Annotated in this window: 28 protein-coding genes, 1 tRNA gene and 1 pseudogene; 14 read left to right on the forward strand and 16 right to left on the reverse strand. The window is 65.1% G+C overall.

Annotation, left to right across the window (positions count from 1 at the left end; translation table 11 throughout):
* Positions 1-17: 17 nt before the first annotated feature.
* Complete coding sequence (locus QU596_RS05150; protein ID WP_308517568.1) at positions 18-674, reverse strand: CoA transferase subunit B; 657 nt, start codon at positions 672-674, stop codon at positions 18-20.
* On the reverse strand, positions 674-1,381 hold the full coding sequence (locus QU596_RS05155) for a CoA transferase subunit A (protein WP_308517569.1): 708 nt from the start codon (positions 1,379-1,381) through the stop codon (positions 674-676). Before QU596_RS05155 ends, QU596_RS05150 begins: the two co-directional genes overlap by 1 nt.
* Before the next feature lie 125 nt (positions 1,382-1,506).
* On the opposite strand from QU596_RS05155, the gene QU596_RS05160 reads away from it, so the two are divergent.
* Positions 1,507-1,869, forward strand: a complete 363-nt coding sequence (locus QU596_RS05160) for a bleomycin resistance protein (protein WP_308517570.1) — start codon at positions 1,507-1,509, stop codon at positions 1,867-1,869.
* A gap of 7 nt (positions 1,870-1,876) precedes the next feature.
* Here QU596_RS05160 and QU596_RS05165 read toward each other — a convergent pair whose 3' ends face one another.
* Both QU596_RS05165 and QU596_RS05170 read right to left on the reverse strand, forming a co-directional pair.
* Positions 1,877-2,389 carry a DUF2306 domain-containing protein gene (locus QU596_RS05165; RefSeq protein WP_308517571.1) on the reverse strand — a complete coding sequence of 171 codons (513 nt, stop codon included), beginning with the start codon at positions 2,387-2,389 and terminating at the stop codon, positions 1,877-1,879.
* A 4-nt stretch (positions 2,390-2,393) separates the two neighbouring features.
* The gene (locus tag QU596_RS05170) at positions 2,394-2,693 is read right to left on the reverse strand and encodes an SCP2 sterol-binding domain-containing protein (RefSeq protein ID WP_308517572.1); all 300 of its coding nucleotides are present in this window, start codon (positions 2,691-2,693) and stop codon (positions 2,394-2,396) included.
* Positions 2,694-2,767: 74 nt separating this feature from the next.
* On the opposite strand from QU596_RS05170, the gene QU596_RS05175 reads away from it, so the two are divergent.
* From QU596_RS05175 to QU596_RS05185, 3 genes are read left to right on the forward strand one after another with little or no spacing between them, the layout of a single operon-like run.
* A complete protein-coding gene (locus QU596_RS05175; protein ID WP_308517573.1) occupies positions 2,768-4,189 on the forward strand; it encodes an NAD-dependent succinate-semialdehyde dehydrogenase in 1,422 nt (473 codons plus the stop codon).
* On the forward strand, positions 4,186-5,859 hold the full coding sequence (locus tag QU596_RS05180) for a thiamine pyrophosphate-binding protein (RefSeq protein ID WP_308517574.1): 1,674 nt from the start codon (positions 4,186-4,188) through the stop codon (positions 5,857-5,859). Before QU596_RS05175 ends, QU596_RS05180 begins: the two co-directional genes overlap by 4 nt.
* A 17-nt stretch (positions 5,860-5,876) precedes the next feature.
* Positions 5,877-6,680: a class I SAM-dependent methyltransferase gene (locus QU596_RS05185; RefSeq protein WP_308517575.1), complete on the forward strand. Its 804-nt coding sequence runs from the start codon at positions 5,877-5,879 to the stop codon at positions 6,678-6,680.
* On the opposite strand, the gene QU596_RS05190 is transcribed toward QU596_RS05185, so the two are convergent.
* Positions 6,673-7,464 (reverse strand): bifunctional sulfur carrier protein/thiazole synthase protein, encoded by a 792-nt coding sequence (locus tag QU596_RS05190; protein ID WP_308517576.1) that lies wholly within the window; start codon positions 7,462-7,464, stop codon positions 6,673-6,675. The genes QU596_RS05185 and QU596_RS05190 overlap by 8 nt on opposite strands.
* Positions 7,465-7,683 carry a sulfur carrier protein ThiS gene (gene thiS / locus QU596_RS05195; RefSeq protein ID WP_308517577.1) on the reverse strand — a complete coding sequence of 73 codons (219 nt, stop codon included), beginning with the start codon at positions 7,681-7,683 and terminating at the stop codon, positions 7,465-7,467.
* Positions 7,684-7,791: 108 nt separating this feature from the next.
* Between thiS and accB the strand changes: the two genes are divergently transcribed.
* Both accB and accC read left to right on the forward strand, forming a co-directional pair.
* Positions 7,792-8,316 carry an acetyl-CoA carboxylase biotin carboxyl carrier protein gene (gene accB / locus QU596_RS05200; protein ID WP_308517578.1) on the forward strand — a complete coding sequence of 175 codons (525 nt, stop codon included), beginning with the start codon at positions 7,792-7,794 and terminating at the stop codon, positions 8,314-8,316.
* Complete coding sequence (accC, locus tag QU596_RS05205; RefSeq protein WP_308517579.1) at positions 8,316-9,671, forward strand: acetyl-CoA carboxylase biotin carboxylase subunit; 1,356 nt, start codon at positions 8,316-8,318, stop codon at positions 9,669-9,671. Before accB ends, accC begins: the two co-directional genes overlap by 1 nt.
* 34 nt (positions 9,672-9,705) lie before the next feature.
* On the opposite strand, the gene QU596_RS05210 is transcribed toward accC, so the two are convergent.
* Entirely contained in the window at positions 9,706-9,942 is a 237-nt protein-coding gene (locus QU596_RS05210; protein ID WP_308517581.1) for a GCG_CRPN prefix-to-repeats domain-containing protein, read from the reverse strand.
* Positions 9,943-10,091: 149 nt separating this feature from the next.
* Here QU596_RS05210 and QU596_RS05215 point away from each other — a divergent pair, with 149 nt between their 5' ends.
* Positions 10,092-10,793 carry a TonB family protein gene (locus QU596_RS05215; protein ID WP_308517582.1) on the forward strand — a complete coding sequence of 234 codons (702 nt, stop codon included), beginning with the start codon at positions 10,092-10,094 and terminating at the stop codon, positions 10,791-10,793.
* Here QU596_RS05215 and QU596_RS05220 read toward each other — a convergent pair.
* A complete protein-coding gene (locus QU596_RS05220) occupies positions 10,790-12,163 on the reverse strand; it encodes a L,D-transpeptidase family protein (protein WP_308517946.1) in 1,374 nt (457 codons plus the stop codon). The two genes, QU596_RS05215 and QU596_RS05220, sit on opposite strands and share 4 nt — an antisense overlap.
* 62 nt (positions 12,164-12,225) lie before the next feature.
* Complete coding sequence (locus QU596_RS05225; RefSeq protein WP_308517584.1) at positions 12,226-12,795, reverse strand: hypothetical protein; 570 nt, start codon at positions 12,793-12,795, stop codon at positions 12,226-12,228.
* Positions 12,796-12,993: 198 nt separating this feature from the next.
* On the opposite strand from QU596_RS05225, the gene arsC reads away from it, so the two are divergent.
* Together arsC and aat are read left to right on the forward strand one after the other, a co-directional pair.
* Positions 12,994-13,341, forward strand: coding sequence for an arsenate reductase (glutaredoxin) (gene arsC, locus QU596_RS05230; RefSeq protein ID WP_308517586.1), 348 nt, complete (start codon positions 12,994-12,996; stop codon positions 13,339-13,341).
* Positions 13,342-13,350: 9 nt separating this feature from the next.
* On the forward strand, positions 13,351-14,088 hold the full coding sequence (gene aat, locus QU596_RS05235) for a leucyl/phenylalanyl-tRNA--protein transferase (RefSeq protein ID WP_308517588.1): 738 nt from the start codon (positions 13,351-13,353) through the stop codon (positions 14,086-14,088).
* A gap of 35 nt (positions 14,089-14,123) precedes the next feature.
* Here the strand turns inward: aat and QU596_RS05240 are convergent.
* The 5 genes and pseudogenes from QU596_RS05240 to QU596_RS05260 form a co-directional block, all read right to left on the reverse strand.
* A pseudogene (locus tag QU596_RS05240) lies at positions 14,124-14,357 on the reverse strand (DUF2155 domain-containing protein); the annotation flags it as partial.
* Between the two features lie 137 nt (positions 14,358-14,494).
* Entirely contained in the window at positions 14,495-14,878 is a 384-nt protein-coding gene (locus QU596_RS05245; RefSeq protein ID WP_308517590.1) for an NADH:ubiquinone oxidoreductase subunit NDUFA12, read from the reverse strand.
* Between the two features lie 47 nt (positions 14,879-14,925).
* A complete protein-coding gene (locus tag QU596_RS05250; protein ID WP_308517591.1) occupies positions 14,926-15,285 on the reverse strand; it encodes a DUF192 domain-containing protein in 360 nt (119 codons plus the stop codon).
* A 113-nt stretch (positions 15,286-15,398) separates the two neighbouring features.
* Positions 15,399-16,001 carry a cold-shock protein gene (locus QU596_RS05255; RefSeq protein ID WP_308517592.1) on the reverse strand — a complete coding sequence of 201 codons (603 nt, stop codon included), beginning with the start codon at positions 15,999-16,001 and terminating at the stop codon, positions 15,399-15,401.
* A gap of 40 nt (positions 16,002-16,041) precedes the next feature.
* On the reverse strand, positions 16,042-16,581 hold the full coding sequence (locus QU596_RS05260) for a regulatory protein RecX (RefSeq protein WP_308517594.1): 540 nt from the start codon (positions 16,579-16,581) through the stop codon (positions 16,042-16,044).
* A gap of 110 nt (positions 16,582-16,691) precedes the next feature.
* Here QU596_RS05260 and QU596_RS05265 point away from each other — a divergent pair, with 110 nt between their 5' ends.
* Positions 16,692-18,464 (forward strand): fatty acyl-AMP ligase, encoded by a 1,773-nt coding sequence (locus QU596_RS05265; RefSeq protein ID WP_420030945.1) that lies wholly within the window; start codon positions 16,692-16,694, stop codon positions 18,462-18,464.
* Between the two features lie 49 nt (positions 18,465-18,513).
* Here QU596_RS05265 and QU596_RS05270 read toward each other — a convergent pair whose 3' ends face one another.
* Positions 18,514-20,139: a sensor histidine kinase gene (locus tag QU596_RS05270; RefSeq protein ID WP_308517596.1), complete on the reverse strand. Its 1,626-nt coding sequence runs from the start codon at positions 20,137-20,139 to the stop codon at positions 18,514-18,516.
* A 126-nt stretch (positions 20,140-20,265) separates the two neighbouring features.
* Between QU596_RS05270 and QU596_RS05275 the strand changes: the two genes are divergently transcribed.
* The 4 genes from QU596_RS05275 to QU596_RS05290 all read left to right on the forward strand — a co-directional run bounded on the left by QU596_RS05275 (position 20,266) and on the right by QU596_RS05290 (position 22,610).
* Entirely contained in the window at positions 20,266-20,550 is a 285-nt protein-coding gene (locus QU596_RS05275; RefSeq protein ID WP_308517597.1) for a PilZ domain-containing protein, read from the forward strand.
* A gap of 102 nt (positions 20,551-20,652) precedes the next feature.
* Positions 20,653-21,684: a glycosyltransferase family 2 protein gene (locus QU596_RS05280; RefSeq protein WP_308517598.1), complete on the forward strand. Its 1,032-nt coding sequence runs from the start codon at positions 20,653-20,655 to the stop codon at positions 21,682-21,684.
* Positions 21,681-22,490 carry a COG4705 family protein gene (locus QU596_RS05285; protein ID WP_308517599.1) on the forward strand — a complete coding sequence of 270 codons (810 nt, stop codon included), beginning with the start codon at positions 21,681-21,683 and terminating at the stop codon, positions 22,488-22,490. The genes QU596_RS05280 and QU596_RS05285 overlap by 4 nt, the downstream gene beginning before the upstream one ends.
* A gap of 44 nt (positions 22,491-22,534) precedes the next feature.
* Positions 22,535-22,610: transfer RNA gene (locus tag QU596_RS05290), tRNA-Trp, on the forward strand.
* Positions 22,611-22,727: 117 nt separating this feature from the next.
* Here the strand turns inward: QU596_RS05290 and QU596_RS05295 are convergent.
* Positions 22,728-23,309, reverse strand: coding sequence for a PEPxxWA-CTERM sorting domain-containing protein (locus QU596_RS05295; protein WP_308517601.1), 582 nt, complete (start codon positions 23,307-23,309; stop codon positions 22,728-22,730).
* Between the last annotated feature and the right edge of the window lie 8 nt (positions 23,310-23,317).

A 23,317-nucleotide genomic window follows, 5' to 3' on the forward strand; every position in this document is an offset into this window, starting at 1 on the left:
TCCTGCCGCAAGGAACCTTATTCGTCGTACGCCGCCGTCGTCTTCTCGCGCACTTCCTCCGCCGTCACCCCCGGCGCCAGCTCGACTAATCGGAACGGGCTCATGTGGTTGGCGCGCTGGAACACCGCGAGGTCGGTGATGATCATGTCGACGACGTTCTTGCCAGTCAGCGGGAGCGTACAGGCAGGGATGAATTTCGGGCTGCCGTCTTTCGACACATGCTCCATGACGACGATGATCTTCTTGACGCCCGCGACGAGGTCCATCGCGCCGCCCATGCCCTTGATCATCTTGCCGGGCACCATCCAGTTGGCGAGGTCGCCGTGCTCGCTGACTTCCATGCCGCCGAGCACCGCAAGGTCGATATGCCCGCCGCGGATCATCGCGAAGCTCTGCGCGCTGTCGAAATAGGAGGTTTGGTCGAGCTCGCTGATCGTCTGCTTGCCGGCGTTGATGAGGTCCGGATCTTCCTCGCCAGCGTACGGAAACGGCCCGATGCCCAGCATCCCGTTTTCGCTTTGCAGGGTGACGGTCATGCCCTGCGGCACGTGGTTGGCTACCAGCGTCGGGATACCGATGCCGAGATTGACGTAGAACCCGTCCTGCAGCTCACGCGCCGCCCGCGCCGCCATCTGGTCGCGGGTCCAGCCCTTCGTCTCCACCTGCGTTGCCATCAGGCGGCCTCCCTTTCGCGCACGGTTCGGAACTCGATCTTCTTTTCATACGGCGCGCCGAGGATCAGCCGGTTCACATAAATCGACGGCAGATGGATGCAGTCGGGGTCGAGGCTGCTGACCGGGACAATCTCTTCTACCTCGGCGACGCAGACCTTGCCGCACGTCGCAGCCGGCAAATTGAAGTTGCGCGCGGTCTTGCGGAATATGAGGTTGCCGCTCTCGTCCGCCTTCCAGCCCTTGATGATGGCGAGGTCGGCGCGGATGCCGCGCTCGAGAATGTATTCCTCGCCATCAAATTCCTTGACCTCCTTGCCCTCGGCGACCTGCGTGCTGACGCCGGTTTTGGTATAGAAGCCGGGAATGCCCGCGCCGCCGGCGCGCATGCGCTCGGCGAGCGTGCCCTGCGGGCAAAATTCGACCTCAAGCTCACCAGCCAGAAACTGCCGCTCGAACTCCTTGTTCTCGCCAACGTAGGAGGAGATCATCTTCTTAACCTGCCGCGTGCGCAGCAGCTTGCCGAGGCCTTCATTGTCGATGCCGGCATTGTTGGAGGCGATGGTCAGGTCTTTCACCCCGCTCGCCTGGATCGCGTCGATCAGCCGTTCTGGAATACCGCACAGGCCGAACCCGCCCGCCGCAATCGTCATGCCGTCGGACAGGACGCCGGCGAGCGCCGCCTCGGCATTGGGATGAATTTTCTGCATCGTGCCTCCTGGACGCTCGGCTAGGCAAAGTTGAACCAACTTTCAACTTCACCGAGCGACTTGGTTGGAGCCATAGAAAGACCCCTGAGATGGTCAAGGCGCGGAGCGCTCGCTAGCAGGTTGCCATGGCCGACCATGCAACGCCGAACCTTCCCGCGCGCGACTTCGAGGCAACCTCGCGATTCTATGGCGCGCTCGGCTTCACCGAGAGCTGGCGCGACCTTAGTTGGATGATTCTGCGCCGCGGCGCACTGACGCTCGAGTTCTTCCCATACCCCGACCTCGACCCGGCAACGAGCTCGTTTGGTTCCTGCCTCCGGCTCGACGACATGCCCGCTTTCTATGCAATCTGTGTGGCTGCTGGCATTACAGAGCAGCCCAAGGGCAAGCCCCGCCTAAACCCTCCGCGGCGCGAACCCTCCGGGCTGGACATCGCCTACATGATCGACCCCGACGGCTCGCTGATCCGCCTGATTCAGAATCCCTGAGGCGAGCTCAGCCGAACGCCCACTGCCACATCGTTCGGCCAGGCAGGAAGGTGAACAGCCCGGCAATCAGGAGGGCGCTGACGTAAAGTCCGAGCACGACCTTGCGATGCGTCGCGAAATCGCGCCGCCGTGCCGCCAGATACGCCCGCGGGACCATCAGCAGGGTCAGCAACGTCAGCAGGTGGATCCAGCTGAAGTGACCTTGGTTGAGGTTCTTGATGAAGATTGTCGCCAGCGCCGACGTCAGCATCAGGCCGAGCCAGCTGCGGCCGAGCAGCCGGTGGCGCGGCCCGCCCTTCTTCACGAACAGGACGTACGCGCCAAGCGGAATGGCCGGGATGATCGTCGCCATATGGATGGCGAGCGCCGGCCGGTGCACCCACGGGGTCGGCGGCGCGAGGCCGGTCAGCCAGCGGAACAGGCCGAACAGGCATGTCGCAAGCAGCGCCGCCGCCAGTAGAAGCACGGCATTCCGCACCCACGGCCGATTGTCGATCGGCGGAGCGGCGCGGGTTGCCATCGTGCTAGCCCTTCAGTTTCGCCAGCACGCCCTGCAGCTGCATGGCGTTGGACATGTCGCCCTCGACCTTCAGCTTGCCCATCATGAAGGCGGTCATGCCGTCGAGCTGGCCCGCGGCGAGCTGCTGCCAATCATCCCAGCTGACGCGGATCGTGGTGTCGGCGTCGCCGTCTTCCTCGGTTACCTGATTACCGACGCCGTCGAGCATCGCCACGCCCTCGCTGCCGAAATCGATCTTCACGCGCTTGCCGGGCACCCACGCGCTGTTTTCCTGCATGCGCTGGACGAGTTCCTGCTTGGTCATCGCTTGCTTTCTCCTTTGTCAGTAGGCGTAGCGGGCCGTTGCGGGGGCATCAAGGCAGGCCTATCTGGCCCGCCATGGGATACGAAACCGAGCTTCAGAACTTCATCGACGGCGTTTGGATGGGCGGCGACGCCGGGCACACCGTGGTGAACCCGGTCGACGCGCAGCGGATCGCGGATGTGCCTTTCGCGACCAAGGCGGACCTCGAGCAGGCGCTGGCCGCCAGCGAGCGCGCCTGGCCCGAATGGCGCGCCACCGATGTCGAGAAGCGCGGCGCGATCCTGCATAAGGCCGCCAAGCTTTTGCGCGAACGCGCCGACCACATCGGCCAAACGCTGACCCAGGAACAGGGCAAGCCGCTCGCTGAGGCCAAGGCCGAAGTGCTCGGCTCCGCGCAATTGTTCGACTGGTATGCTGAGGACGCGAAGCGCGACTATGGTCGCACCCTCGTCCGTCCGGCCGGCCAGGTCAGCCGGGTGATCCGGCAGCCGGTCGGACCGACCGCGACCTTCACGCCGTGGAATTTCCCGATCTACCTGCTCGCCAAAAAGGTCAGCGCCGCACTCGCCGCCGGCTGCACGGTGATCTCGCGCCCGCCCGAGGAAGCACCCGGCTGCACAACCGAGCTATTCCGCGCGCTCGCCGATGCCGGCGTACCAGCGGGCGTTGCCCAGCTCGTTCACGGCGAAGCTGACGTCATCAGCCGCACGCTCATCGCCAGCCCGGTCATCCGCAAGGTCAGCTTCACCGGCTCGACCGCGGTCGGCAAGCATCTGATGAAGCTGTGCGCCGACAGCATGACGCGCGTGACGATGGAGCTCGGCGGCCACGCGCCGGTGATGATCTTCGACGATTGCGATCTCGAAAAGACGCTCGACATGGTCGTGCCGCAGAAGTTCCGGAACGCGGGCCAGGTCTGCGTCTCTCCCACCCGTTTCTACGTCCAGCGCGGCATCTACGATGCCTTCGTGAAGGGCTTTGCGGAGCGCACCGCGAAAGTGAAAGTCGGCAACGGCCTCGACGCCGATACGCGGATGGGCCCACTTGCCAACAGCCGCAGACCGGAAGCGATCGACAAGCTGGTGCAAGACGCCAAGGCGAAGGGGGCGCGCGTGCTCACCGGGGGCGAGCGCGGCGAAAGCGGCTTCTTCTTCCAGCCGACCCTCCTCGCGGATGTCCCCAATGAAGCCGACATCATGAACAATGAGCCGTTCGGCCCCGTCGCCGTCAGCCGCGCCTTCGACACGTTCGACGAAGTGATCGAGCAAGCCAATCGCCTGCCCTATGGGCTCGCTGCGTTCGCCTTCACCGAAAACGGCCGCCGCGCGAACCTCATCGGCGAGCTCGTCGAAAGCGGCATGGTGGGGATCAACACCTTCGCGCTTTCGACTGCCGACGCGCCGTTCGGCGGCGTGAAGGACTCCGGCTTCGGTAGCGAAGGCGGCAAGGAAGGCCTCGAAAGCTATCAGGTCGTGAAGGCGATCCACCAAGCATGACCGCACGCACCGGCGCCAGAACGGGCGGACGCATCCTCGTCGATCAGCTTCGCATCAACGGCTGCGACCGCATCTTCACCGTGCCGGGTGAGAGCTTCCTCGCGGTCCTCGACGCGCTTCACGACACGCCGGAGATCGAGACGATCGTCTGCCGGCAGGAAGGGGGAGTCGCCTACATGGCCGATGCCGACGGCAAGATGACCGGCCGCCCAGGCGTCGCTTTCGTCACCCGCGGGCCCGGCGCGACTAATGCCAGCGCGGGCGTCCACGTCGCGTTGCAGGACTCGACCCCGATAATCCTGTTCATCGGCGATGTCGCGCGCGGCGACCGCGACCGCGAGGGCTTCCAGGAAATCGATTTTCCGGCCTTCTTTGGGCCGATCGCTAAATGGGCGGCGCGGATCGAGGACGCGCGGCGCATTCCTGAATATGTCGCCCGCGCGTACCGTGTTGCGACCGCCGGACGTCCGGGCCCGGTCGTGCTGGCGCTACCCGAGGATATGCTGCGCGATGAGGTCGACACACTGGATCGGCCAGCCGTCCCACCGGTTGCCGAAGCCCCCGATCCCGGCGCCGTGCAGGCCTTGTTTGAGCTACTCAAGGAAGCGACCAACCCAATAGCTATCGTCGGCGGTGCCGACTGGAGCCCCCGCGCGTCGCATCATTTCGGCAATTTCGCCTTCCGCTACGGCATCCCGGTCGCCGCGGCCTTTCGCCGTCAGGACGCGATCTGCAACAGCTGCGGTGTCTACGCGGGCCAGCTCGGCTACGGCCCCAACCCCAAGCTGCAGCAGCGCATTCGTGACGCCGACCTGATCATCGCCGTCGGCGCGCGCCTCGGGGAATCCACCACCGACGGCTACACCCTGATCACCCCCGACCACCCCGGCCAGACGCTGGTCCACGTTCACCCCGACCCCAACGAGCTCGGCCACGTCTATCATGCGGACCTGCCGATCTGCTCGGACATGGGCGAGTTCGCCGAGATGGTCGACGAGTGGATCGACCCCGACCTCGTTCGCTTCTCCGCGGGTGAGGAAGCCCATCGCGAATGGCTCGAATGGTCGGAGCCTGCGGCGCGCGACGGCGTGAAGCTCGACCTCGGCCCCTGCGTCGCCGCGATGCGCGAGCGGCTCCCCGACAATAGCATCATCTGTAACGGCGCCGGCAATTTCTCCGGCTGGTGGCACCGCTACTGGCGCTACGGAAAGATGCCGACCCAGCTGGCGCCGACCAGCGGCACCATGGGTTACGGCCTCCCCGCCGCCGTCGCCGCCGCGATCCGCTTCCGCGACCGGCCGGTCGTCTGCGTCGCCGGCGACGGCGACTTCCTGATGAACGGCCAAGAGCTGGCGACGGCCGCGCAATATGACGCCGACCTGCTCGTCATCCTCGTCGACAACGGCGCCTACGGCACCATCCGCATGCACCAGGAACGCGAATATCCCGAGCGGCTGTCGGCGACCGAACTGCGCAATCCCAATTTCGCGGTGCTGGCCCAAGCGTTTGGCGGATGGGCGGCCACCGTCGAGACCACGGACGCCTTCACACGCGCGCTCGACGAAGCGCTCGGCCGCAAAGGCATCCGCCTGTTACACTGCAAAACCGACGTCGAAGTGATCAGCAACCAGACGACGATCACCAAGCTGCGGGAAAAAGCGAAGGCCTGACAACGGAGGGACATCCGATGGTCGCAGTCGACGTGCGCTTCTCCGGCGCGATACCGGAAAACTACGAGCGCTACATGGTGCCGCTGCTGTTCCAGCCTTACGCCGACGAGCTGGCGAAACGCGCGGCCGCGCTGCAACCCAAGCGCATCCTCGAGACGGCAGCCGGCACCGGCGTGGTTACGCAAGCGCTGTCGTCCGCGCTGCCGAATGCTGAGATCACTGCCACCGATCTGAACCAGGCGATGCTCGATGTTGCCGCGAAACGCGCGCTGCCGAACGTCACCTTCCGCCAGGCGGATGCGCTCGAACTACCCTTTGCGGACGCCAGCTTCGACCTCGTCGTCTGCCAGTTCGGCGCGATGTTCTTTCCCGACAAGGTTGCGGGAGGCGCCGAGGCCCGCCGCGTCCTCCGCGACGGCGGCACCTACCTTCTCGCCATCTGGGACGCGATCGAGTGCAACCCGATGACCGACCTTACCCAGCAGATCATGGTCGAGACGTTCCCCGACAATCCGCCGATGTTCATGGCGCGCGGCCCGTTCGGCTATCACGATCCCGAGTGGATCGAGCGCGATCTTCGGGCAGCGGGCTTCGATGGTATCGAGATCGAGACGATTGTGTTCGAAAGCCGCAGCAACTCCGCCGAGGAAGCGGCGCGCGGCCTCTGTTACGGTTCGCCGATGCGCCTCGAACTTGAAGAATATGGCGCCGATGCACTCGACGAAGTGTTCGCCAAGCTCGTGAAAGCGGCACAGAAATTCGAAGGCCCGGACGGCTTCGACGCGCCGATGTCGGCGCACATCGTGACCGCGACTAAATAAGCCCCGCGAGCGGGCTGCTCGGGTCCGCGTAACGCCGCTTCTGCATGCGGCCCGCCTGATAGGCCATCCGCCCGCTCTCGACCGCCAGCTTCATTGCCCGTGCCATCAGGATGGGATCCTTGGCCTCCGCAATGGCGGTGTTCATCAGCACACCGTCGCAGCCCAGCTCCATCGCGACGCTTGCATCGCTCGCCGTGCCGACGCCGGCGTCGACCAGCACCGGCACGCTCGCGCCCTCGACGATTAGGCGGATCATGACCTTGTTTTGCAGGCCAAGTCCCGACCCGATCGGCGCGCCCAGCGGCATGATCGCCACCGCGCCCGCTTCTTCCAACTGCTTTGCCGCGATCGGATCGTCCGAACAATAGACCATCGGCGCGAAGCCTTCCTTCGCCAGCACCTCGGTCGCCTTCAGCGTTTCGCGCATGTCGGGATAGAGCGTCTTAGCCTCGCCCAGCACCTCCAGCTTCACGAGGTCCCAGCCCCCCGCCTCGCGCGCGAGCCGCAGTGTGCGGATCGCATCGTCCGCGGTGAAGCAACCCGCCGTGTTCGGCAGGTAGGTGATCTTCTTCGGGTCGATATAATCCATCAGCACCGGCTGGTTCGGATCGCTAATGTTCACCCGCCGCACGGCGACCGTGACGATCTCGGCGCCCGAAGCTTCCACAGCCGCCGCGTTCTGCGCGAAATCCTTATACTTGCCGGTGCCGACGATCAGCCGTGACGTGAAGGTCCGTCCCGCAACGCTCCAAGTATCCGACTGCACTGAATTCGCGACGTTCACTCAACCGCCTCCGACGAAATGGACGATCTCATACGCATCGCCCTCACTAACCTGGACCTCATCGAACGTCCCGCGCGGGACGATCTCGCGATTGCGCTCGACCGCCACCTTGCGCGGATCGAGCCCAAGCTCGCCGAGCATGCCGGCGATCGTCGTCCCCGCGCTAACGCGGCGCGGCTCGCCGTTCAGCTGGATGCCGATGCTTTCCTTGAGGTCCATGCGGAACCGCAATAGGAGCGGCGCTCCCCCTCGCCAAGTCGTGCGAAGGCTGGACGCAACACCGCTCGTCTGACAGAGCGCACCGCCGACAGGAATAACAGGAAGACCATGGCTCAAGCGAAAGATCCCGGCGCCGCTGGCGAGAAGAAAGGCGACATGCGCATCGATACGAAATTGGTGCGTGAGCTTGCCGAATTGCTGAGCGAGAATTCGCTGACCGAGATCGCCGTCGAGGACGGAGACCGCCGTATAACCGTGAAGCGCGAAGCGCCGGCCATGATCAGCGCCGCCGCTGCCGCGCCGATGTATACCGCGGCCGCCGCGCCCGCGCTGACCGCGCCGCCGATGCACGCCAAGGAAGACCTCGGCGCCCCCGCGGCACCGGCCGAGGATGCCGGCGGTAACGCCGTTAAATCCCCAATGGTGGGCACCGCTTTCCTTTCGCCCGAGCCCGGCGCCGCGCCGTTCGTCGAAGTCGGCAAAACCGTAAAGGCCGGCGACACATTGCTCATTGTCGAGGCGATGAAAGTCATGAACCCGATCACCGCGCCGGAAGCGGGCACGATCAAGAAGGTCATGATCAGCGACGGCCAGCCGGTCGAGTTCGATCAGCCGCTGGTGATCATCGGCTGATGACCATCCAGAAGCTGCTGATCGCCAATCGCGGCGAGATCGCGCTCCGCATCCACCGCGCCTGCCACGAAATGGGCATCAAGACCGTCGCGGTGCACTCCACCGCCGACGCGGATGCAATGCACGTGCGCCTGGCCGATGAGACCGTCTGCATCGGCCCGCCCGCGGCGACCGACAGCTACCTCAACATCCCGAACATCATCTCGGCGGCCGAAGTCGTCCATGCAGATGCGATCCACCCCGGTTACGGCTTCCTCTCCGAAAACGCGCAGTTCGCCGAAATCGTCGAGAGCCACGACATCATCTGGGTGGGTCCCAAGCCCGAGCACATCCGGACGATGGGCGACAAGATCGAGGCCAAGCGCACCGCGGCCAAGCTCGGCCTTCCGCTCGTCCCCGGCTCGGACGGCCCGATCACCAGCGTCGAGCAGGCCAAGCAACTCGCCGCCGAAATCGGCTACCCGGTCCTGATCAAGGCCGCCTCGGGCGGCGGCGGGCGCGGCATGAAGGTCGTGCCCGACGAGGACCAACTCGAAAGCCTGATGAGCCAGGCGGCGTCCGAAGCCCGCTCCGCGTTCGGCGACGACACCGTCTACATGGAAAAGTATCTGGCCGACCCGCGCCACATCGAATTCCAGGTGTTCGGCGATGGCAACGGCCACGCGATCCACCTCGGCGAGCGCGACTGCTCGCTTCAGCGCCGCCACCAGAAGGTGCTCGAGGAAGCGCCCTCACCCATCATCACGCCCGAACAGCGCTTCGCCATGGGCACCACTGTCGCCAATGCCATGTCGGCGATGGGCTATCGCGGCGCCGGCACCATCGAATTCCTCTACGAGGACGGCGAGTTCTACTTCATCGAAATGAACACGCGGCTTCAGGTCGAGCACCCGGTGACCGAGATGATCACCGGCATCGACCTCGTCCGCGAACAGATCCGCGTTGCCTGCGGCGAGGGCCTGTCGTGCACGCAGGAGCAGGTCAATCTCCACGGCCACGCCATCGAATGCCGCATCAATGCCGAAGATCCCGAGACCTTCGCGCCGTCACCGGGCCTGGTGAAGAACTACGTCGCGCCGGGCGGCATGCACGTCCGCGTCGATAGCGGCCTCTACACAGGCTATAAGGTCCCGCCTTATTACGACAGCATGATCGGCAAGCTGATCGTCTACGGCTCCAACCGCGACAGCTGCATCCGCCGCCTGCGCCGCGCGCTGGAAGAGTTTGTTGTTGAAGGAATGAAGACCACCATCCCGCTGCACCAGAAGCTGGTCCGCGACGAGGAATTTTTGGCCGGGAATTACACCATCAAATGGCTGGAGCAGTGGCTCGAGCGTAGCCACCAAGCCAGCTAGGAGCGGGGCGGCAAGAAAGCCGCCCCACCCGTCCTTAGCGATAACGCCATTCGTTTTGGTGCCGGTAGCGGTGGCGCCACCAGCGGTTGTTGTACCAGTACCCTCGGCCCGGATAGTAGCGGCCCACGACCCAACGCTGGCCGCGGTTCGGCACACAGCGGCCGTTTGGCGCACGATGGAAGCCGACGCCGCAACCCTGGCGGGCGACGGCTGGCGTCGAAGCGGTCAGCGCCGCTGCGGACACTACGCCAAGTGCGATTGCCAATTTCATGGACTTTCTCCTCTCTGAGGAAGCGCCAACTCCGCGTCGCAAAGGCGCGTTCCATGAACTTTAGTTAAGGGTACAATGCCTGGCAGCGTCGAACCAACGGACCGCCCGGCCGTTTGACGTGGGCGCTTCATCCGGTCGAAGGACGGCAGGTGGCCAGTTATCGGGGAACAGCAGATCGCGGGGAACGGGCCGGCGCTCTCGCCGCAGTTGCTGCGGTCCACGTCGCGCTAGCCTTTATCATCCTGACCGGGCTCAGCGTCCCGATCTTCCGACATGCGGCTGAACGAATCACGACGATCGTTATCGAGTCGGCGCCTCCAGCTGTCCAGCCACCGCCCAAACCCATCCCGAAGCGCGAGTCCGCGAAGCGGCCAGAAGGGGCAGCGTCCAAACGCGCCGATCCCACACCTGTTGTTGCACCGGAAGCGAAGCTGCCGGTGCCGACCCCCATACCTGCGGCCAAAGTTGCGGGCACGGGCGCGCAGTCCAATTCGGGCGCCGCGGCGTCAGGCACTGGCTCCGGTGCGGGGGGCCAGGGATTGGGCGCCGGCGGCGGCGGCGATACGAGCGGCTACACGCCCGCCCGGCGCATCTCGAAAATACCCGATAGCGAGTATCGCGCTCTCTCTCGCACCGGCATCCGGAGCGGCAGCGTAGGCGTAACGATCAAGGTCGACACCGATGGCACCGTCAGCAATTGCCGCGTCGCCCGTTCCAGCGGCGATCCATCGATCGACGGCCTTATGTGCCGCCTCACCCTGCAATATGTGCGGTTCGATCCCGCGCGCGACAATCTCGGGCGTCCCGTCGCTCAGGACATCACCTTCTTTCCGAACTGGTACCGGCCCTAGCGGCTCGCCGTTGCCGCGGCCCCAGTCGTTGCTGCCGTCCCGGTTGCGGCCAGCCGCGCCGCATCGCGTCCGTACACGTCATCGAAATAGGCGATTGACGAGTTCGGCTGACCGTCGGGCAAGGCGGTCAGATACGTGATGTACACTGGCACCGGCATCTGCAGCGGCACCCGCTCCTCCGTTCCTGCGCTTTCCCAGTCCAGGTCGCGTCCGAACAGCCAGCGGCCCAGCCGCGCCGCATCGCCGAGGCGCACGCAGCCGCCGCTATAAAGGCGCGACGCCTCGGTGAAGAGTTCGCGCTCCGGATTGTCGTGCAGGTAGATCCCCGCCTCGTTGGGGAACATGAACTTCATCCGCCCCATGGAATTATGCGGTCCCGGCAACTGGCGGATCCGTACCTCGACCTTGCCCGCCGCGACGGCTTTCCAGTCGATCGTCTTGGGATCGATGATCTGGGCGTTCTCGTCCCAATCCGACAACACCTGATAGCCGAGGTCGTCGAGGTATTTCGTGCCGCGCCTGACGGTGTTTGGTGCGATCCGCTCGGCCGCGAGGTCGGGCGGCACGAACCAATAAGGATTAAGGCTCGCGAAACGGATATAAGCGGTCATCAGCGGCGTCGGATATTTGGGCTTGCCGACCACCACGACCATCGAATCGACCGGCTTGCCGTCTTCGAACATGTACAGGCGTTGCTGGGCCGCATTGACGACGATGTACCGTTGCTTGCCCGCCGGCAGCGCGCGTGCTCGTTCGAGGTTCAGCGACAGCAACTGGCGCTGATGTTCGTCGGCATATTGATGGTTGGCGAGTGCCTGTCGCAACTGCGCATAATAGGGGTGCATCCAGCCCATGCTGCGGATGTATTCGCGCAGGGATGGTTGGGCTGAGGCGGTAAGCAGCGCGGCCAGCGGTGAGGGCGGCTTCGGACGCAATTGCGGATCGACGTAAATGATCCCGATGTTGGGATCGCGCATCAGGTCGCTGACATAGGCGACGAACGCCGCAGACATCTGCTGCTCGGCAGCGTCGACGTCTTTCTTCTTCGCCCGCGGATTGCGGGCGGCGGCCAGCGCCTGTTGCAGGGCCGGCACGTTGTATTTGTCGGGGTATAGGCCATCGAGACTGGCGGTGGACAGAAGGCTAAGCAGTTGCTGCGCGGCGTCCCCGGCCGTCGGCGCCAGCCAGAGTGGATAGCCGTTCCGCGCCTTGTAGAAGTCGGCGACGCCCTGGCCTTGAGTCTGCGCGACCGCCGGAAGCGGCGGCGCGGCCGCCGCAATCGTAGGAACCGCGACCGCGAACGCGGCGGCAGCCATCGTCAACTTTCGAAAAAAGTGCACCGGCGCGCGGCCGGTGCACTCGATACGCATATTCTTCACGCTTCTTCCAATCGGATGTCCCGTCACGGACCCGCCTTGACGGGACCCGTTTGTTAGCCGCGTTCGCCGCTGCGCGACGGAGCCGGGGCCGGCATCGGAGCCGGTGCCGGAGCCGCCGAAGCCGGTCCGCCTGCGTAATACTGGCCGTTGTAGACGTATCCGTCCACCCGCCCGTCGTTGTCCCGGTCGGCCCACACCGCGCCGGCAAGACCGCCTACCGCGGCGCCGATGACTGCGCCCTGAAGGACGCTGACGCCCGGGATGACCGCACCGGCAACCGCGCCAAGCGCCGCGCCGCCCAGAGCACCCGTGGCCGCGCTGCCCAGAACGCTGCGGGTCGACGGATCATAGCCCTGCGGGGTACCGGCATAATATTGGCCGTTGTAGGTATAGCCATCGACGTAACCGTCATTGTTCGTGTCCGACCAGACAGCACCGGCCAGGCCACCGATGGCCGCACCGACCGCTGCGCCTTCGATCACGCTGACGCCAGGAACCACGGCGCCGACAGCCGCGCCGCCGATACCGCCGATCGCGGCGTCCTGTGCAACGCGCGGATTTTGGGCGCACGCACCGAGCATGGCAGTGCCGCCAAGCGCCAGGGCTAGAAATGATTTACGCATCGCTCTTTCTCCCGTTCTGATGAGCTGCTTGAACATGCGCACGCCGCCGCTACCGCGAGCGACGGTACATGTTACAGATGCGGGAACGACGACTTCGGCTCATCGTTCCGCCGCCGCGACGACGAAGCGATTCAAAAACGCGGTGGCGGCATTTACCAAGCGTTTAACTGGCTGAATCCGTTCGGGAAGAATTAGAGCATGAAAGCGACGATTTTTCACAATCCCAAATGCGGAACTTCCCGCAAGACACTCGAAATCCTGCGCAACGAGGGATGCGATGTGTGGATTAAGGAATATCTGAAGACCCCGCCCACGCGCGAAGAACTGGTCGCATTGTACCGTCGGGCCGGGCTCACGCCGCGCGACGGACTCCGATCCAAGGAACCCTTGGCGGCCGAACTCGATCTCAACCGGCCCGACGTGACCGACGGCGAGATCCTCGACGCGATGGTGCAGCACCCGATCCTTATCGAGCGGCCTCTTGTCGAGACAAGCAACGGGGTCCGCCTGTGTCGCCCGCAGGACAAGGTCCGCGAGATCCTGTAGGCGCGCTGCATGAGCCGGCTCGACCCGCGCCTGCTGTTGCAGGGCTACGCCAGCGGCATTTTCCCGATGGCCGACAGCCGCGATGCCGAAGAACTGTTCTGGGTCGAACCGCGCAGTCGAGCCATCCTGCCGCTCGACGGCTTCCACCTGTCGCGCTCGTTGCGACGAACGATCCGCTCCGGGCGGTTCGAAGTCACCCGAGACCGCGCCTTTCCCGAAGTCATCACCGCCTGCGCCGATCGGGAGGAGACGTGGATCAATGCCGAGATCGAACGGGCTGTCCTCGCGCTCCATGCGTCCGGCCATGCGCACTCGATCGAGGTGTGGTCAGGTGCGGAACTCGTCGGCGGCCTTTATGGGGTAAATCTCGGTCGCGCCTTTTTCGGCGAGAGTATGTTCAGCCGTGCGACGGACGCCTCGAAGGTGGCGCTGGCCTGGCTGGTCGCGCGGCTCAAGGCAGGGAATTTCACCCTGCTCGATTGCCAATTCATGACCGAGCACCTGGCCTCGCTCGGCGCAGTGAACGTCAGCCGTGACGACTATGTGGCGTTATTGTCCGCCGCGCTTGGCGGCGTGGCCTCGGTCGAAGGTGGCGGCGGGGCGGCATCCGTCGCAGGCGCAGCGGCTCGGGCGGGCGACGAAGCAGACTTCTTTGCATTCGATGCGTTGCTGGAGCTTGCCGGGGAAGCGGGCGCGGACGGTCCGGCCGGATACGTCATCTCGCAACTCTTGGGCCACACGTCATAGACAGGGTGTTCGACGACGTTGAGCGACGGCGATTCCTTGTAGAGCCAGCCCGAGAACACGCGTTTCCACTGCTTGTCCGGTTGCTGCACGTCTAGCTGGACGAAGGCGCCGGTCAGCTTCTCCGCTTCCCACGGCGCCGTCGCCTCACAAGCGCGCAGCCGGACGATCGCATCTTTCCAGCGCATCGATTGGCCGGGCCGCAGGGCCACCGTCTGGGTAATGCCGTTGCGCTTGTTCAGGATGCCGAGCACGGCGACGCGCTGCGCCATCGGGGTGACGCCGCCCTGCCCGCTGGCCGTCGCCGGCGCCTGCCGTGCCTGAGGCAGCGGCGTTCCCTGCTGCTTGTCGCCCTTGCCGCAGGCGGCGAGGGCCAGCGCGGTCAGCGCGACGCCCGCGATCCGCACGTCTATTCGGGGATCCAGGGCTCGTAATCCCCGGTCGACGCGGGGCGCAGCTTGCCGGAGCCAAGCGCGCCGTCGGGCCGGAATGCCGCCATCGTGCCGGTCAAATTCGGAGTCGGCGCCTGCTGGAACTTGCGTACCGGCGGCAGCGCCTTCTCGGGCAGGTCGGCGATCGTGCCACGGAGCCACAGCTGCCAGGCGGGGGGCACGACGCTGCCGTCGTTGTTGCCCGCGTATATCACCCAGCGACGCGCAGGGTCTTTCTTGCTCTGATAATAAACGTTGCCCGCGTCATCGCGTCCGACTTCGTTTCCGAAGCGGCGCGTGAACAGCGATGTTCCCACCGTCGCGCCGTTCCACCAGGTGAAGATCTTCGCAAGAATGCCCATGGCCGCCGCCTCTGCCGGAAACCGCCCTCGCCTTCAAGCGAAGGATGTCAGCGCGACCAGCGAACCGTGTCGCCTTCCTTGATGCCCAGCTCCGCGGCGCGGCCGCTGCGGATCTCCAGCACTGCCGAGATCGGCTCGCCCGACGGCAGCGGCGTCAGGTCCATCGCCTCAGCCTTGGTGATCCGCCCGATCTTGCCGTCCGGACGGATGTAGATGATGTCGAGGGGCACCAGCGTGTTCTTCATCCAGAACGCTACTTCCTGTGCCGGCTCGTAGGGAAAGATCATGCCGCGATCGGGCGGCACATCGGTGCGGAACATTAGGCCCCGCTCCTGCTGCTCAGGGGTGGCGGCGACCTCCACCGTGAACTTGTGGACACCGGTTTTCGAATGAATGGTCAGCGGCACTTCGCGGAGCCCCGTTTGCGCGCCCGGCTGGGCAGCTTCGGTCGTATTTTGAGGCGCGTTCTGAGCCGGCGCCTGCGGACTGCAGGCCAGCAGACCCGCCAGGGCTACGGCGGCTAGGCCGGTACTTCTGAGTCGCGCAACTCGATCGCCGTCAGGCCCTTGTTGCTGGGCGCGATCCGCGCCTCCAACCACTGGCCAGGCTCCAGATCCGGCAGATGCGACGAGCGGACCGTCTCCATGTGCACGAAGACGTCCTCGCCCCCGACCTCGTCCGGACGCTTGACGAACCCATAGCCGCGCACGCGGTTGAACCATTTGACCTCCACCGGCTCGAACGCACCGGCATTTTCCGCAAGGGCCTTGCGATCCGCGCGCTCACCCGATGGCATGGACGAGCGCGACTGCTGCGGCAAGGCCGATGAGGTATCGATGGAAATGACTCGCTTGGCCTGCAGTCCGCGGTCGAGACGGACCGGCACGCACTCGATCAACGCCCCTTCGGGCACGCTGCGGCGCCCATGCTCGCGCAAGACACTGAAATGGAGGAGCACATCCCCCTCCACGTCGTCGCTCACGAGGAAGCCGAAGCCACGCGTCGCATCGAACCATTTCACCCGGCCGGTGATTGGTTCCAGCTCGTCCTGAATCGACTCTTCAGCGGGCTCCATCGCGGCCCGATCCCCTTCCTCGGCGACTTGCAAAGCGCTCAGTGCCATGACCCTTATTAACATGGGTGTGTGTGTCGGCAAACCGACTTTAATCGTCGGTAGACCGAACGAACTCACGTAATTGATCCTCATCAACGTCTGCGCCCGGCGGCATGCTGGCAATGACCCGCGCCAATCCGAAACCGTGGCCGCCACGAATCATGGCGGCGATCCACCTCTCGCGCTGCGGGCGGTCTGGCTCAGCGTCCGCGAAGGGCCCCATCCGGCGCCGTCGCGCCAGCCGCACCGCCGAGCGGACGACCTCCTCATCCGCATGTCGCCGGGCCTCGGCACCATCATCGTCGTCGACCCCGGCCAGCCTTAGCTTTTCCGTCAGCCGCCGCTTGCCATAGCCGCGCGCGGTCAGCGACCGCGACTGGCCCAGCGCATATGCTGCGTCGTCAACGTAGCCGAGCTCGGCGAAGCGCGCGGCAAGTGCAGGGACATCCGACGGCCGCTCGCCCGCCCACCCCCGCTCGCGGATCTTTCGGTTGAGGTAGGCGGCCAGCTTCGCCTGCGTCGTCGCATATTTGCCGACATAGCGCAGCGCGAGTTCCTGCAGACGCTGCTGATCGAGCGGCGGCGGCACGCGGCGGGGTCGCTGAGATCGCTCCACGCCCGATTTGTGCCACAGTCACCGGCCAAGGGAATAGCGGCTGCGGCTTTTGTGCGGCCCAACAGCCGATCGGGAATGAAGGGATGGAAGGCTTGCTCGAGCGAAACACCTCGATGTCGGAGCAACTCGCGCCGCCGGGCGCCACCGCGACGCGCGACACGCTGCCACGCCGCCTGGCCGATTTTCGGACTTTGGGCGAGGCGCTCGACTATGCCGCTACGGGCCAGCGCGGACTCAACTTCCACGACGCGCGCGGGACGTTGACGCGCAACTATCCCTATTCTGAACTGCGCACCGACGCGCTGGTCGCCGCGCGCCGTCTCATGGCGATCGGCATCAAGCCCGGCGACCGCGTGGCCCTGATTGCCGAGACCGGCGCGGAATTCGCCGCCGTTTTCTTCGGCGCCGTCTATGCCGGGGCCTGGCCGGTTCCCTTGCCGCTGCCGACCAGCTTTGGCGGCCGTGACGCCTATGTCGACCAGCTCGCCGTGCAGCTGAACAGCTCCGATCCGGCGCTCCTCCTCTATCCGCCCGAGCTTGCGGATTTCTGCCAGCAGGCGGCTGAGCGCTCGGGCGTTCAATCGCGCGACTGGGACTCGCTTCAAAGTCTTGAGCCCGCGACCGGCGACCTGCCGTCGGCCAATCCCGACGACATCGCCTATCTGCAATATTCCAGCGGTTCGACTCGCTTCCCGCACGGCGTCGCGGTCACGCATGAAGCGCTGCTCGACAATCTTCACGCGCATGGCGTCGGACTTCAGGTGACCGAAGACGATCGCGTCATCTCCTGGCTCCCCTGGTATCACGACATGGGCCTGGTCGGTTGCTTTCTCTCGCCGGTCGCGATGCAGATGTCGGTCGACTATCTGAAGACCGAGGATTTCGCGCGGCGCCCCCTCGCCTGGCTCGACATGATTACGCGCAACCCGGGTAACAGCGTCAGTTACTCGCCGACCTTCGGCTACGACATTTGCTCGCGCCGCATGAGTTCGCAGACCCGCGCCGAGGACCGCTTCGATCTGTCGCGCTGGCGGATCGCCGGCAATGGCGCGGACATGATCCGGCCCGAAGTGATGCAGGCGTTCGTCGACAGCTTCGACGCCGCCGGCTTCAAGGCCAGCGCCTTCTGCCCGAGCTATGGTCTCGCCGAGGCCACGCTCGCCGTGTCGCTGATGCCCCCGGGTGAAGGCATCCGCCTCGAATTGGTCGAGGAGAGCGAACTGTCCGGTGGTGCGCAGGAGACCGGCCGTCCCCGCCGCTACCGCGCCGTCGTTAACTGCGGCCGCGCGGTCGAGGGCATGGAGATCGAAATCCGTGGGCCGGACGGCGACCTGTTGCCCGACCGCGGCATCGGCAAGGTGTTCGTTCGCGGCAAATCCGTCATGCACAGCTATTTCCGCGATCCGGAATCGACCGACGCCTGCCTCAGCGCCGACGGTTGGCTCGATACCGGCGACATGGGGTACCTCTCGTCGGGCTACATCTTCATCGTCGGCCGCGCGAAGGACATGATCATCATCAACGGCCGCAATCACTGGCCGCAGGACATCGAATGGGCCGTCGAGCAGCTGCCCGGCTTCAAGTCCGGTGACATTGCCGCCTTTGCGATCACCGGTCCCTCCGGCGAGGAAACACCCGCGGTGCTCGTGCACTGCCGCATCTCGGACAATGACGAGCGTGGCCGCCTGCGCGACGAGATCCGCGAGCGCGTCCGGGCCATCACCGGCATCACGCCGGTGGTCGAGCTCGTCCCGCCGCGCACGCTGCCGCGTACTAGCTCCGGCAAGCTTTCACGCACCAAAGCGCGCAATCTCTACTTGTCCGGCGAGATCCAGCCCTACGATATCGCCGCCTAGCTCAACGTTCGCGCGCCGCGCAGTTCGCGTGAACGCAACGAGCGCGGCGCTAACTCGGCAGTTTCGGAGGCACGGTTTTCTTCAGCCGGCCGGAGATCTGGCACACCAGCCCGTCCGGCTGGAAGTCGAGATCGACGGTCCCATGCAATTCGGCGGCCAGGCCGCGCTTAATCAGCCGCGTTCCGAAACCCTCGGTCGTGGGCTGCGTGACTGCTGGCCCGCCAACCTCGCGCCATGTCAGGTCGAAACGGCCATTATCTTCCGTCCACGATAGATCGATGGTTCCGCCGTCGGTGCTAAGCGCGCCATATTTGGATGCGTTGGTCGCAAGCTCGTGGATCGCCAGCGCCAGCGTCACCGCCGTCTGCGGGGCGATCTTGAAGTCGGGGCCGTCCATCGCGCAACGGCGCTCGTGACAGAAGGGCCGCAGCGCCGCGGTGACGATCTGCTTCATCGACGCGGCCTCCCACCGCTGCTCGGTCAGCAGATTATGTGCAGCTGCCAATGCTGTCAGCCGCGATTCAAACGATTTGATCGCCTCCCCGGGCGACGCTTGGTCGCGGAACGTCTGGTGGGCCAGACTCTGCACGATCGCGAGGGTGTTCTTCACGCGGTGATTGAGTTCGCCGATCAGGATTTGCTGATGACGCTCGCCCTCCGCGCGCGCGGCGAACGACTGGCGCAGCGTATCGCCAACCTCATCGATTTCCCGGATCCCCGTCCGCCTGATCCCGTCACCACCGCCGCCCGGACGGGAAGCGTCGACCAGCGCGTGTACCGACCCGACGAGCTTGGCACCGATCAGCGCCGCCAGTGCAGCCCCTGCGAGCAGGATGAAGAGTGCGAGCAACGATCCCCGCCAGACGGCGAGCCGCGTCGCGTTGTTCACCTGCTCAATGGGAGACCCGACGATCACCGACCAGCCCGTCAACGGGGATCGATTGAAGGCGGACAGCATTGCCACGCCTTCCAGGCTCTTTGTCTGCAGCACCGCCGAATTGGACCGCGACAAGGCCGCCTTCAACGGGCCCGTCGCGGGGTGACCGACAAACTGGTCGGGCTTGATGTTACGCCAGATCACGCGACCCGACGTGTCGACCAGCGTCGCAATATTCCCGGTTGCGGTACTCTCGCGCGTGATGATGTGATCGAACGACCGCGGCCGGTAGAGCACCGAAATCGCGAATTCCGGCCTCGCCTCCGTTCCGAGCGGCACATCGACGCACACGATGTTCGGCTCGACCGCGCCGCGCGACAGGTCGCAGATGTGGATTTTGCCCCGGTCGAACGCCCGCCACATTTCCGCGGGCGGCGTTGAGCGGGGCAAGGGCGCGCCCGCGGGCAACAGCGTGTTCACATATTGCTGCCCGTTACGATCGTGAATGACGACCCAGGCGTCGCTGTCTCCCAGCGCGACGCGCGCCTGCCTGTCGAGCCGCGCCCAATTGTGCGTCGCCGCAGCATTGGACGCGCTGATCGCGCGCAGAACGCCGACGGCCCTGCCAATCTTGCCATCGACGGCGATGGACAGCGCCTTGGCGGTCTCCCGCGTCTGCGCCTCGGCGCGCTGCCGGTTAACGGCATTGGCCTGCGCCATGACCAGTCCGAACGCGGTTGTCGCGAGGATGAGGCAGATCGCGACCAGCGCGAACAGATAAACCCGAATCGAACGCACGCGAACTCCCCCGCCCAATCCCGCTATTTAGCAGGTCTCCCGCCGCGCACTATTGGGCCAAAGGGCAAGTCCCTGCGTACTTGTATTAAATCCCGATTTACAACAATCTATGTGATAGGAACGGGAGTGGAGACGAAGATCGTGCACCGGATGCAAGGCTGGGTCGGCCGCAAGGACCGGCAACCCGTTGCCGTCGACGCAACCGTGCATGAAGATGACGGAACCGCGACCGACGTCCGTCTGACCGACATTTCCGAAGAAGGCTGCCGGATCGAGGGTGATCGCGATTTCCGGATCGGACAACGCGTGCAGATCGCCATTCCTGACGTAGGTCGCGTCAGCGCGCAAATCCGCTGGGCGCTCATGGGCAGCGCCGGCGCGAAGTTCGTGGACGATAGCGGGGAAGACTGAACTCAACTCGGGCGCGAATTCATCGGCGTCATGACAATCTTTTCATGCGATCGTCACGCGATTCATCTTTCGCCGTCGTGATGACTGACGCAAAGCCAAACCATGCGCGCGCCAACGGTTACCGCGATAGTGCCGGTCCACAACCGGGCGGGCCGGGTCAGCCGGGCCGTCGCTAGCCTGGCCGCGCAAACGCTTGACGATATGGAGATCATCGTCGTCGACGACGGATCGACCGACAATTCGGCTGAAGCCGCGGAGCGTGCGGCACCCGGCCAGGTCCGTGTTCTCCGCCACAGCAGCAACCGTGGCATCCCGGCCGCGCGGAATACGGGCCTCGAGGCAGCGCAAGGCCGCTACGTCGCGTGGCTGGACAGTGACGACATTGCAAACCCCCGTCGGCTAGAACGTCAAGTCCGCTTTCTCGACCGTCGCGTCGACCTGGCCATGGTGGGTTCCGCCGCCCGCTGCATCGGACCGGACGGACGGCGGAAGCGCGGCGTGCGCATGCCGCTGCTCGATCATCGCGCCATCGCACCCGCGCTGCTGTTCCGGTCGCCTTTCCAGCAATCGACCGTCATGGGCCGCGCATCGATCCTGAAGCAGTTTCTTTACCGGGAAGAGTATTCGGTCTGCGAAGACCTCGACATGTTCATTCGCCTCAGCGTCCGGCACCGCGTCGGCAACATGCACGACGTCCTTGTCGACCGCACCATCCACCCCGGCCAGATCGGGCGGCGCGAAGGCGATCTCGTCCGCGACCGCAAGCGGAAGCTGCTGGCCTCCCAACTCGCCGATCTGCAACTAGCCTTCACGCCCGATGACCTGGATCGCCACGTCACGCTTGGCGCTCCGAAGAACGAGCCCCAATCTCGCGAGATGATGGATTGGGCGCAGCAATGGCTCGAAAGGCTGCGGCAGGCGAACAACAGGGTCGGCAGATACGATCCCAACGGACTTGCGCTTGCTTCGGCGATGACCTGGGTGACGCTGTGCCGCGCCGACATGCGGGGTCATCACCCAATTCGCGCCTTGCGGGAGCTGGTCGGTTCGTCGCTCACGCTCGGATTTCTCGGCTCCGCCGGCATAAGCTGGATTTCGGAAGCCCTGCCGACGTTGTTAGGAAGCCTCGGATGACGACCCGCGACACGCTCAGCAAGGTCCCTGCGGTCACGCTCGGATTCTGGATCGTCAAAATCCTCGCGACGACGCTCGGCGAGACCGGCGGCGACACTGTCACCATGACCTGGCTGGGCGAGACGACGGCCCACCCCGCCCCCTACGGCTATTTGATCGGCACCGGGATTTTCGGCCTGCTTCTGATTGCATTTGTCGTCGCTCAGGTCCGCGCGCGCGGCTTCAATCCCTGGCTCTACTGGGCGACCATCATCGCCTCGACGACCTGCGGGACCACCCTTGCCGACTTCGCCGATCGATCGCTCGGCATCGGCTATCCCGGCGGGTCGTTGCTGCTCCTCGCCTGTGTATTGCTGTCGCTATTCGTCTGGTGGCGGACAATCGGCACCGTCGACGTCAACACCGTCGCCACCCCGCGGGAGGAGATCTTCTACTGGATCACCATCACCTTCTCCCAGACGCTGGGCACCGCGCTTGCCGACTGGAGCGCCGATCCGCTCAGCGAAGGCGGCTGGGGACTTGGTTATTCGGGGGGTGCGCTCGTGTTCGGCACCGGACTCGCGATACTCGCGATCCTCTATTTCTCGACGAAGGTGTCGCGCGTTTTCCTCTTCTGGGCTGCCTTCATCCTGACCCGACCGCTCGGCGCGACCGTCGGCGACTGGCTCGACAAGCCGGTCGCCAAGGGCGGCCTCGAGCTCAGCCGCCCGATCGCGACAGCCGTACTCGCGGTTGCCATCGTCGCCCTGATATTGCTGCTCCCGCAGCGCGCAGGGCGGCACCCGTCGGCCGCTCCCGCATCCTGAGCCTTGCGCCGGGCGCGCTGCCTAGCTACCTGCGCCGGCGGCCTAGGGGTATAGCTCAGTTGGTAGAGCATCGGTCTCCAAAACCGAGGGTCGTGGGTTCGAGTCCCTCTGCCCCTGCCAAAGCTTGATCCGCGGAGCGCGGCGAAGCAGCGCGAAGAGACGGAGAAGGCCGGATGGCCTGCGCGAAGCGACAGGACCGACGTCACGGGATCGCTCCCGTGACGCAAGCCGCTGCCCTTACGCCAACTGCGGCATGACCCGTCGGCGTTGCGAGCGCCGCATCGTCATGCCGATCCCCGCAAAGCCGACCAGCATCATCGCCCAACTTGCCGGCTCCGGCACCGCGCGAAAATTGAGGGATATCAGAGTCGCTCCGGACCTCTGATCGACAGTGCCGGTACCAACAAAACTCCCTGTCGCGCCGGTATAGGCGCCAGTGCCTCCAGTGATCGTGTAATTGGAGACGAGATCGAACAAGGTCGGACGCCCGATTTGACCCGGGACTGGTGTCGCCAAGCCAACTTGCGTGCCTGCAAATGATCCGTCCGCGAGCACGATATTGAAGGTGCCGGTAATCGGCTGCCCCACCGCTTGGCAGACGTCGGAACTGTAGGTGAAGCCTCCCAGCGTCGGGGACGTGCCTGCGGTTGGCAAGACGTAGGTATGGAAGAACCCCGACGCGCAGACGGACGGATCGCCAACATTGCTGACGGCATTCATTACCGACCCACTGAATGCCACATCCGCCGCTTGCGCCGGCGCGGCCGCTCCGATCACCGCCAGCGGCAGCGCTGCCCTTTTCAAGCCTCGCATCATCATCGTAAACT

Origin of the sequence: Sphingomonas flavescens (assembly GCF_030866745.1) — a bacterium.
Lineage (GTDB): Bacteria > Pseudomonadota > Alphaproteobacteria > Sphingomonadales > Sphingomonadaceae > Sphingomicrobium > Sphingomicrobium flavescens.